This window comes from Actinomadura kijaniata NBRC 14229, assembly GCF_001552175.1.
Taxonomy (GTDB): Bacteria; Actinomycetota; Actinomycetes; order Streptosporangiales; family Streptosporangiaceae; genus Spirillospora; species Spirillospora kijaniata.
Map to the genome: position 1 here is coordinate 1 of NZ_BCQR01000287.1, position 7,116 is coordinate 7,116.

General features: G+C 72.5%; 6 protein-coding genes. 2 read left to right on the forward strand and 4 right to left on the reverse strand.

The window, feature by feature from the left end:
* Window positions 1-700 (reverse strand): helix-turn-helix transcriptional regulator (locus AKI01S_RS47530; RefSeq protein WP_067833451.1); only part of this gene is annotated, 700 nt, incomplete at its 3' end.
* A gap of 94 nt (window positions 701-794) precedes the next feature.
* Here AKI01S_RS47530 and AKI01S_RS47535 point away from each other — a divergent pair.
* Complete coding sequence (locus AKI01S_RS47535; protein ID WP_067833454.1) at window positions 795-1,514, forward strand: SDR family oxidoreductase; 720 nt, start codon at window positions 795-797, stop codon at window positions 1,512-1,514.
* Between the two features lie 17 nt (window positions 1,515-1,531).
* The gene (locus AKI01S_RS47540) at window positions 1,532-1,921 is read left to right on the forward strand and encodes a hypothetical protein (protein WP_067833457.1); all 390 of its coding nucleotides are present in this window, start codon (window positions 1,532-1,534) and stop codon (window positions 1,919-1,921) included.
* A gap of 12 nt (window positions 1,922-1,933) precedes the next feature.
* On the opposite strand, the gene AKI01S_RS47545 is transcribed toward AKI01S_RS47540, so the two are convergent.
* From AKI01S_RS47545 to dprA, 3 genes are all read right to left on the reverse strand, one after another.
* Window positions 1,934-2,572: a S1 family peptidase gene (locus tag AKI01S_RS47545; protein ID WP_067833460.1), complete on the reverse strand. Its 639-nt coding sequence runs from the start codon at window positions 2,570-2,572 to the stop codon at window positions 1,934-1,936.
* 484 nt (window positions 2,573-3,056) lie between these two features.
* Window positions 3,057-4,307 carry an esterase/lipase family protein gene (locus tag AKI01S_RS47550; protein WP_067833463.1) on the reverse strand — a complete coding sequence of 417 codons (1,251 nt, stop codon included), beginning with the start codon at window positions 4,305-4,307 and terminating at the stop codon, window positions 3,057-3,059.
* 710 nt (window positions 4,308-5,017) lie between these two features.
* Window positions 5,018-6,196, reverse strand: coding sequence for a DNA-processing protein DprA (dprA, locus tag AKI01S_RS47555; RefSeq protein WP_245682091.1), 1,179 nt, complete (start codon window positions 6,194-6,196; stop codon window positions 5,018-5,020).
* Between the last annotated feature and the right edge of the window lie 920 nt (window positions 6,197-7,116).

Below are 7,116 nucleotides of genomic sequence, written 5' to 3' on the forward strand. Positions count from 1 at the left end.
CCAGCTCCGGATGCTCGATGGTCGTGGTGCCGGCGCGCAGGGTGCTGGAGCGCCCGGCACGCCAGAGCTCGTCGAACCACTCGCTCCCCGCCCGCAGGTCGGCGATGAACCGGGCCAGGTCGGGGTCGCCGGGGTAGCGGGCCTGGGCGGCGCGCAGGCAGCCGACGCAGCGGGCGGCGGCCTCCTCCTCGTCCTCCGCCGCCGGCCGCATGCGGCCGGGTCCGTCACCGAGGAACCACTGCCAGATGAGGTTGCGCCGGACCGGCGGCAGCTCCGCGAAGTCACCGAGCAGCGCGGCGGCCTGCGGGTTCCAGGCCAGCACGTCGGACCTGGCCGACAGCACCAGCGCCGGCAGGCCGGACATGCGGTCCAGCATCCGCAGCACGGTGGGGCGCACCAGCATCGGCACGCGTCCGGCGCGCGGGGGCTCGGCCCCGGCGAGCCGGAACACCAGGTCGCGGTCGTCGTCGCTGAGCCGCAGCGCCCGCGTCAGCGCACCGAGCACCTGCGGGGAGGGCTTCGGGCCGCGTCCCTGCTCAAGCCGGACGACGTAGTCGACGCTGAGCCCCGCCAGCAGCGCGACCTCCTCCCGGCGAAGCCCGGGAACCTGGCGCCGCGGCCCCGACGGCAGCCCGACATCGGCCGGCCTGACACGCGAACGGGCGGTCCGCAGCACGGTGGCCAACTCGGCTCTGTCCATGATCCCCATCGTGCCGCAGGGACCGGGGTGGTACCGCCGGTCCCAGGGGAGACCGGCCCTGGAGCGCGGACGGCGCGTCCGCGACGCTCGTTCCATGAGCAGCACGACGATCGCCCTGGTGACCGGGGCGAGCAGGGGCCTGGGGCGCGAGACCGTCCGGCGGTTCGCGGGAATGGGCTGGCGGGTGTTCCTGTCCGCCCGGGACGCCGGGCGGGGGACCACGGCCGTGCGGGAGCTGGCGGACGAGGGGCTGGAGGTGGAGTTCGTCCAGCTCGACGTCACCGACGACGCGTCCGTGCGGGCCGCCGCCGACGCCGTGAAGGCGCGTGCCGGGCGGCTGGACGTGCTCGTCAACAACGCCGGGATCGGCGGTCCGCGGGCGGCGCCGGCCGACACCCGTGCCGACGGGCTCCGGGAGGTGTTCGAGACCAACGTCTTCGGCGTGGTCCGCGTGACCAGCGCGTTCCTCCCGCTGCTGCGCGCGGCCGAGAACCCCAGGATCGTGATGGTGTCGAGCGGCATGGGCTCGGTGACCACCCTCTCCGACCCCGCGCTGGCCGGGCTGGTGCCGCCCGCCCTGGGCTACCCGGCGTCGAAGGCGGCCCTCAACATGATCGCCAACCGGTACGCCGCCGCCCTCCCCGACATCCGGGTCAACGCCGTCGACCCCGGCTACACCGCCACCGACCTCAACGGTCACACCGGGCACCAGACCCTCACCGAGGGCACCGACGCCATCGTCCGGCTGTCCGGCATCGGCCTCGACGGGCCGACCGGCGGCTTCTTCGACCGCAATGGCCCCACACCCTGGTGACAGGAAGGAACGAGACGATGGAGATCCTGAACGGATCGAGCACCGTGCTGTCGATCGGGCTGCATCCCGGCGCCATCGACTTCAGCCGGATACCGGGCCTGGACGAGGCCACGCTGACCGCGCGGATCGAGGCGGGCGACCGGGCGGTGCGCGACGCGGGGATCGACCTCGTCACGTGCCTGGTCCCGGCCGACCCCGACGCGGCCGAGACGGTGGTGCGCGACCGCGCCGCGGCGGGGCCGTTCGGCGTCGTGATGATCGGCGCCGGCATCCGCGTCTTTCCCGAGCACACCCTGCTGTTCGAACGCCTCGTCAACGCGGTGGGCGAGATGTCGCCGGGGATCAGGTTCTGCTTCAACACCAGCCCCGAGACCACCATCGACGCGATCCGCCGGTGGATCCGGTAGGACGGCCCCGGTCTACTCGGTCAGCAGCACCAGGCCGTAGGCCGCCAGCGCCTCGCTGACGGGCAGGAAGTAGGAGGCGCAACCGCCGCTCGACGCGGCGACCAGGGTGCCCTGGGCCTGCCCGTTGGCGACGAGCGGGGCGCCCAGGTCGCCGGGCCCGGCGCAGATGTTGGTGCGGATCACCCCGTACAGGATGCCTTCGGGGAAGTTGATGGTGACGTTCCTGGCCAGGATGGTGCCGCACCGCCAGCGGCTGACGGCCCCGGACATGCAGGCGGCCGAGCCGACCGGCGCCGCCTGGGCCCCGCGCACGGCGACGAAGGTCCCGTCGTGGCGGTTGACCAGGCCGCGCGGCCGCCAGCTGCTGTTGGTCTTCACCCAGGCGACGGCGTTGAGGGGGAAGGTCGTGCCCTGCACGGTGCCCTGGGCGACCCCGTTGTAGCCGATGACGCTCTGACCGGCGCGGGCGCACTGGCCGGAGGTGATGTAGCCGCCTTGGACGGAGAAGCCGATCGTGCACCGTCCGGAGTAGGGTGTGGCGCTGAACGCGTCACCGCCGCGAACGTCGTAGGTCACCGCGGCCGCCGCCGAGGCCGGCGCCGCCGACAGGGCGACGAGCGTGCTGCTGAGGACGAGGAGACTCCGGAGCATCGGTTCTCCCAAAGATCGGGGGCGTCCCCGTCATTGAAAACACGAAACCAGACCTCGATCCACCGCCGGATCCGGCCACCCCGGCCGAAGCAGACCACGACCACCGACACCGGCCACGGACCGAACCAGACGAAGGCCCCGCCCGAGCCCGACGTCCCGGCCGCCCCTGCCCCGGCCTCCGCAAGCAAGCGCGACGCAAGGAGCGGAGACTCACCGGCGACGCTGCCGACGATCAGGCACAGCCCGAGTACGGCGGCGACGACCAGGCAGGTGATCGAGATCGCCCGCAACTGGCGGAGCGCTCTCGCCCGGCGAACACGGCGGCTTCCCTGCCGTTGGCCACACGCTGGCGGCCCGTTCAGCCAGAGAAGCCGCCGTGTTCGGCCGTCCATCCGCTTCTCATGCGGCTTGGGGGTTGCGATCGCCAGGACGCCCCGACACGTGCGCGATGGGGCCGGGGCGTCCGGCTGGCGGCGGGGCGGGATTACTTGGGGAGGCGGTCCAGGAGCCATTCGGCCAGCTCAGTGGTGACCCGGGAGTGCTCCTGGTTCTGTGAGGCCCAGGTGAACCCGTCCAGTTCGCTGTTCTCGGGAGGCAGCGAGTTCACCGGGGTGAACAGCTCATCGGGCTGGTCGATGTCGCCGATCGCCACGGCGCTGACGGTGGGGACGAAGTCGACCCACTCGTGGTCGGACTCCACCGCTCCCAGCTGGGCCAGGGCGTTGCGGGCGATCCCGAAGCTGCGCAGCCTGCCACCGGGCGCGGAGTCCAGCTCGGGCAGGCCGTTGGTGCGCTTGTCGACGGGAGGCGGGGGGTCGGTGACCCGCTGGCGCTTCAGGTGCGCGACCAGCCTGGTCTGGGCGTAGAGGGTGGTGGTGCGGTAGGGGTGCAGCAGACCGGTCACCTTCAGCATCTCGGTGCCGGTGGGGATCGGCAGCCTGGTGCCGTCGCCCGACCCGCTGGCCAGCCCCAGCAGCCTCGGCCCGGACGGCCAGGTGCCCATCTGCTCCATCTCCGACAGGAGCTCCCGGCGCAGCGAATCGGGCTCGGTGCCGTGGTCGTCGTCAACGGTCTCGATGTGCCAGCGCAGCATCTGGCGCGCCGCGGGGCTGTTGACGTGGTCCGACATCTGGGCGATGCCGTCCTGGTCCTTGAGGTAGTGCGCCAGCGCCTGGAGGCTGATCGGGATCCAGGCGCCCCGGTGCGGGCTGTCCCAGGAGAAGTAGACCGCGGTCTGGTGCTGCCGGCGTTGTTTCTCCATCTTCAACAGGGCGTACCGGGTGACCAGCCCGCCCATGCTGAACCCGCCGACCGCCAGCGGCGTGTCGCCGATCTTGTTGTGGGTGGCCCGGGCGACGCAGTCGATGGCGACCTGGGCGTTGTCCTGGATGGGCGCGGACCGCTCGTGATAGCCCAGCATGATCAGGTCGTGGCCGCTCGCGCGCAGCACCTCGGCCAGCCTGAAGCCCGGCTGCGCGGTGTCCTCTCCCTCGCCCTGCACGTGCGCCCACATCGCGTCGGGGTCGCTGGGGCCGGCGTCGAAGCCGTCGGCGAAGATCACCGGGCGGGTCGGGCCGAACCTGCTGTTGGTCAGGTAGACCAGCGCGAACCCGCCGTCGAAGTCCCACCGCTGGTCGGGTCCGGGCGCACCTTGGGAGGGCGTCAGGTCGGTTCCCAGGATGTTCCATGCCTGCACGATCGGCTCGGCCTTGCCGGTCCAGGAGCGCCCCGCCATGGGGCGGACGCGATCGTGTTGGTGATTGCGACCGATCGAGCCCGCTGGTATCCGTCAGATCAGCTCACGCGGCTCGCGGTGCCGCCGAGCCGCGAAACTCGGCGGCACCGCTTAGCCCCGACCCTTCCAGTCCGCCAAAAGCCGATCAGGCGGACCCCGAACTCAACGACCCACCCACCCCAGCTCACCAGGCACCCCAGAACGAACCGCCCCCATCGCACACCTCCGATCACTCAACAGCGATACGCCCGACCTCGACCCAGACCCAAGCCGTGTTCCAAAGCCCTGACCCACAGCGCGCGCCTGACGGCCCACGGCGCGCGCCTGACGGCCCACGGCGCTGGCCTGGCGGCTTGCGCCTGACCAGGTCTCGGCGAGCGCGACATCGCTTCGCGATCTGACCTGCGAACCCGCACCTCCAACCTCGGGTCCGCAGGCCAGGTAACGCGCTCGCGTGCGTGTTTGAGGTCGGCTTTGAGACAGGCTCTAGGGGAACGCGCGAGGACCACGGCTCGTGCGTTGGAGAGGGTCCAGCGAGCGCACTGTCCCGTCCGTTGGGCGCGGGCTGCCGGGAGCTCTTGCCCATGCGGGACCCGGATGGTTCGCCTTCCGATGCCGATCTTTGAGGCGACGGCCTTTTGTGCTGGTGCGCGGCTTGTGATGGCGAGAGCCGGTTGCCCGTCGGGATGCGTCTTGCCTCGTCCAGGAGGTCATTGGGGTGCTCCGGTCGGGTGAGGGCCGCACGGGACGTCTGCGGGGACGGTGGCGAGGGCGGGGGAGTCGATCTTGGCGGCTTTGGTGAGGCGCCAGCCGCCGGGGGCGCGTTCCACGAAGCCCGCCGCCGCCAACAACCCGAGCTTGGCGTTGGTGGTGGCGAGATCCACGCCCGCCTTGGTGGCGAGCTGGGCCGTGCCGGTCGTGCCACGTGATGGGAACGCCTCCAGCACCGCTCGGGTCACCGGCTCCAAGTGGTCGCGGGGCAGCACTGGGCTTTCGGGCTCGGGGGCCAGATCGGCGCCGATCCGGCCGACCGCCTCCACGACCTCTTCCCAGCGGGTGACCAGGAGGGCGGGCGGCTGGTCGCGTAGCAGACGATGGCAGCCGACCGAGGCGACCGAGTCCGCCGGGCCCGGGACCGCCATCACCTCGCGGCCCAACTGGCGGGCCCACTTGGCGGTGTTGAGCGCACCGCTGCGGCGGGCGGCCTCCACCACGACGGTGCCGCGCGACAACGCGGCGATCACCCGGTTGCGGACCAGGAACCGCGTTCGCCGCGGATGCGCGCCCAACGGTGACTCGCTGACCAGCAGGGCGCGGCGGGCCATCTCGGCGAACAACCCCTCGTTGGCCGCCGGATAGGGAACGTCCACGCCGTTGGCGAGAACCGCGACGGTGGGGCCGTCGGCGGCCAACGCGCCCCGGTGGGCGGCCGCGTCGATGCCCAGCGCCCCGCCGGAGATCACCGCCCAGCCGCGTTCGGCCAGGTCGGCGCCCAGCTCGGCGGCGAACCGCATCCCGTAGGAGGACGCGGCGCGCGAGCCGACCACCGCGACCGAACGCAGGCAGGTGAACCGCAGATCCTCCGGCCCGCGCAGCCACAGCCCGTAGGGCCGCTCGACCCCGAGATCGTCGAGCGTGGTGGGCCACTCGGGGTCCCCCGGGCACACGAACCGGCAGCCCAGATGCTCAGCCACGGTCATGTCCTCCTCGGGAGAGACGTCGGCCAGCCTGATCCGCCAGCGCTCCAACGTCGCCAGGAATTTCCCGTGCTCCTCCGGCTCCACCCGCACGGCCTCCGGGATCGCGCCGCTCCGCACCGCGTCGATCACTCCCGCCGGCCCGACCGCGTTGATCATCCGGTTGACGTACGGCTCCCCGGGCTCGGCCATGGCGCACAACATCATCCGCGCCACCCGCTCCGGGGACACACCCCCGAAGCCGCCCCTGCCGCCCCCACCGTCGCCAGCACCGTGAACGCCGCCCCGCCCCCCGGCCAGCCCGGGCTCTCCGCCGCCCAACACGCCGCCCCCAGCAACACCGTCCTCTCCAAGAAGAAGCCCACCACCAACGAACTCCCCACCTGCGGCCTCCAGGCGTGCGGCCTCCAGGTGCGCGGGTTCCACGCTTGCGGGTTCCGTGCCTGCGGGACCCAGGTTTGCGGGACCCAGGCGCGTGGAGCCCAGGTGCGCGGGTTCCAGGTCCGCAGGCTCCACGCCTGCAGGCTTCAGATCTGTGGGTTCCAGATCCACGAGGCCCAGGTGCGCGGGCTCCGTGCTTGCGGGTCCAGGGCCTGCGGGCCCGAGGTCTGCGGGTCCGAGGTCTGCGGGTTCCAGATCTGCGGGTCCCGGGTGCGCGGGCTCCGTGCTTGCGGGCCCGAGGTCTGCGGGCCCGAGGTCTGCGGGTCCCAGGTCCGCGGGTCCCGGGCGCGCGGGTCCCGGGTGCGCGGGGCCGGGGGGTACGGGCCCCATGCTTGCGGGGTCCAGGTGTGCGGGACCGGAGTCTGCGGGGTCTAGGTGTGCGGACCCCATGCTCGCGGACCCCATGCTCGCGGACCCCATGCTCGCGGACCCCATGCTCGCGGACCGCATGTTTGCGGGGTCCATGCTCGCGGGGTCCATGCTCGCGGGGTCCATGCTCGCGGGGTCCATGCTCGCGGGGGCCAGGGGTGTGGGGTCCAGGGGTGTGGGCCCCGGGGTGGTGTGGTCGTCGGTTGTGGGGGGCTTCCTGGGGGTGGGGTGGTGGTTTGGGGCGGCTTGATGGGTGAGGGCCTGGCTTGGGATGGAGGTGTCTGGGGGGCCTTCGTGGGGGG

Coding starts and splice junctions, on each gene's coding strand:
- AKI01S_RS47535 (WP_067833454.1), top strand. CDS start 795: ATGAGCAGCACGACGATCGCCCTGGTGACCGGGGCGAGCAGGGGCCTG.
- AKI01S_RS47545 (WP_067833460.1), bottom strand. CDS start 2,572: ATGCTCCGGAGTCTCCTCGTCCTCAGCAGCACGCTCGTCGCCCTGTCG.
- dprA (WP_245682091.1), bottom strand. CDS start 6,196: ATGGCCGAGCCCGGGGAGCCGTACGTCAACCGGATGATCAACGCGGTC.
- AKI01S_RS47540 (WP_067833457.1), top strand. CDS start 1,532: ATGGAGATCCTGAACGGATCGAGCACCGTGCTGTCGATCGGGCTGCAT.
- AKI01S_RS47550 (WP_067833463.1), bottom strand. CDS start 4,307: ATGGCGGGGCGCTCCTGGACCGGCAAGGCCGAGCCGATCGTGCAGGCA.